At 55.4% G+C, this 2,652-nt stretch carries 2 protein-coding genes; both read right to left on the bottom strand.

The window, feature by feature from the left end:
* Positions 1-88: 88 nt before the first annotated feature.
* Positions 89-1,912 (bottom strand): GspE/PulE family protein, encoded by a 1,824-nt coding sequence (locus tag PHP98_12235; protein MDD5484397.1) that lies wholly within the window; start codon positions 1,910-1,912, stop codon positions 89-91.
* 58 nt (positions 1,913-1,970) lie between these two features.
* The gene (locus tag PHP98_12230) at positions 1,971-2,357 is read right to left on the bottom strand and encodes a response regulator (GenBank protein ID MDD5484396.1); all 387 of its coding nucleotides are present in this window, start codon (positions 2,355-2,357) and stop codon (positions 1,971-1,973) included.
* Positions 2,358-2,652 lie beyond the last annotated feature (295 nt).

Below are 2,652 nucleotides of genomic sequence, written 5' to 3'. Positions count from 1 at the left end.
CATACTGCTTCCAAGTGTTTGTATTCATGCCGGAAAGCAATAGCAGACAGATTCCGGATTGTCCAGTTTTATTTTCTATCTTCTTGATTCAGCCTGTGTTACCACCACGGGTAACACAGCCCTGTTCCCTGGGAATTTCCGCGGCTTCGGCCGGCGTTTTTTTCTCCGGTTTCCGCATCTCCGGCAAAACAATATCAGCCGCGTTCTCCAGGACGGAAATGCGCAGAACTTCCTCAAGGGTCGTAACGCCCCGGCCGACCTTTTCCAGCCCGTCCTCCAGCATGCTGGCCATGCCTTCCTTGCGCGCCTGCTCGCGCAAAGCGGCGGTCGGCACGTTGGCAACGATCATTTCCATCAGTTCCGGCGTCATGCCCATGATTTCAAAGACGGCGATGCGGCCGCGATAACCCGTATCGCGGCAGTGCTTGCACCCCTTGCCATGCCACGCGTTTTCGGGCAAGGCCACACCCCCCGCGGCGGACAAACGCCGGCTCAAGCTCTCCGGCACGGCAAACGGCTCCTTGCATTCCGCGCAGATGCACCGCACCAATCGCTGGGCAATGATGCCTGCGAGCGAGGAAGCGACCAGGAAAGGTTCAACGTTCATGTTGATCAGGCGGGTGATCGCGCCCGGCGCGTCGTTGGTGTGAATGGTGGAAAACACAAGATGCCCGGTCAAAGCCGCGCGCACCGCCAGCTGGGCGGTTTCCTGGTCGCGGATTTCCCCGACCATGATAACGTCCGGATCATGGCGCAAAATGCTGCGCAGGGCCGCGGCAAAGGTCAAGCCCGCTTTTTCGTTGACCTGGATCTGGCTGACCGTTTCAATGCGGCGTTCAACCGGGTCCTCAATGGTGATAATATTGCGCTCCGGCGATCTGGCCTTGGTGAGCATCGCGTACAAGGTGGTTGATTTTCCCGAGCCGGTCGGGCCGGTAACCACGATCATGCCGTGCGGCTGGCGGATAAATTTTTCCGCCAGCGCCAGCTGGCGCTCGGTAATTCCCATGTTTTCAAGCGGGATCGCCATAGCGCGCGTGTCAAAGAGACGGATGACCATGCTTTCGCCGTTCGTCGTGGGCATGCTGGAAACGCGCGTTTCAATGTTCCGGCCGTCAATAACGGCCTGGAAATGACCATCCAGGGGGAGCCGGCTTTCGGCAATGTCCATATTGCTGATGACCTTGATGCGGGAAACGATAAAAGGATGGAGATACTTCGGCGGCGGCGGCACATCATACAATATTCCGTCTATCCGGAAACGGATTTTCAACTGGCCCTCGCCGGGATTAATATGGATGTCGCTGGCGCGGTCGCGCACGGCATGCGACACGATCATGTCAACCAGCTGGCTGACCGGCGACTTGCTGCTCTGCAGGGCGCTTTCCTGCGTTTTGACGGCCGGCCCGCCCGGGATGGATTCCTCCCCCATCCGGTCCATTAATTTTTTGAACTCCTCGTGCCCGGAATAGACGCGATTAATCGCCTCGTGCAGGTCCTTGCGCGCGGCCAGGCACGTTTCCACCACCAACTGGGGGAGCGCGGCGGCAACCCGGTCAATGACAGTGATATCGCCGGGATCGGCCAGCGCTATGGTCAACGTATTCCCGATGGAAAAAAGCGGAAAAACCTCCAGTTCCCGGGCCAGTTTCTCGTCAATCAACGATACCACCGACTGGCTGAAGTTATATGTTTCCAGATCAACGAAAGGAACTCCATAAATGCCGGCCAACTCTTCATAAACGGTTTGTTTCGGGAGCATATCCAGGTTGACCAGCACTTCCGCCAGCAGTTCGCGCGTCGCCTTGCTGAGGGCGATCGCCTTTTTAAGCGTTTCTTCGCCAAGCAATCCCTTGGCCAACAACCGCGTGGCCAGTTCATCATTTGTCTGCGATACATTGGTTGAGTTCATTATTCAAAAAAGCCGCAAGTCGCGCGGCGGTTGACCTTTGACTTGAGACCGGCGACTTTCAACCGGCGCCTTTCCCTGCCAGCAGTCTGGCCACGACTTCCAGCATTTCTTCCGGCTTATATGGCTTGGTCAGGTAAGCGTCGGCCCCGACTTCCATGCCGGTTTCCCGGTCGCTCTGCTGGGTGCGCGCCGTCATCATGACAATGGGAATGCTCCGGCGCTTTTCGTCAAATTTCAGCAAGCGGGCCACCTTGTAGCCGTCCATCTTCGGCAGCATCACGTCAAGAATGATCAGGTCGGGGCCGGTCTTGCGGGCTTTTTCCAACCCGATGGCGCCGTCTTCCGCTTCGCTCACCTCGTAGTTATTAGCTTCCAGACGGACGCGCAGCATCATCCGGAAATCAGCCTCGTCTTCAATCACCAGTATTCTTTTCTTGTCCGCCATGATAGCTGCAGCTTGCGCAAATGATTCAATGCTTATAAAGGTTTTTTAAAAATACATAAAAACGACGGGGTCTACAAGCGAAAAAAAACTGCTTTTTTGTTGACATTTTAACATAAAAACGCCAAATTAGTCCATATCAGGGTCGGATACGGCCGTATTTGCCTGCCGGTAACCATTAAGCCATCTGCAGAACAAGCGGGTCCGTGGCATTCATCAACCTCTCGAATTAATCTATCCTCAGAACCAGATATCAGCTTGTATTGGGAACAAACAGCATAGTTTTGATTTTAGCCTG

Source organism: Kiritimatiellia bacterium (genome assembly GCA_028715905.1).
GTDB lineage: Bacteria > Verrucomicrobiota > Kiritimatiellia > JAAZAB01 > JAAZAB01 > JAQUQV01.
Note: the sequence above shows the minus strand (reverse complement) of the source record. Positions and strands in the feature narration are given on the sequence as shown.

Bases quoted from the DNA above. Each gene is read 5' to 3' on its own strand.
- PHP98_12235 (MDD5484397.1), bottom strand. From the start codon at position 1,912: ATGAACTCAACCAATGTATCGCAGACAAATGATGAACTGGCCACGCGG.
- PHP98_12230 (MDD5484396.1), bottom strand. From the start codon at position 2,357: ATGGCGGACAAGAAAAGAATACTGGTGATTGAAGACGAGGCTGATTTC.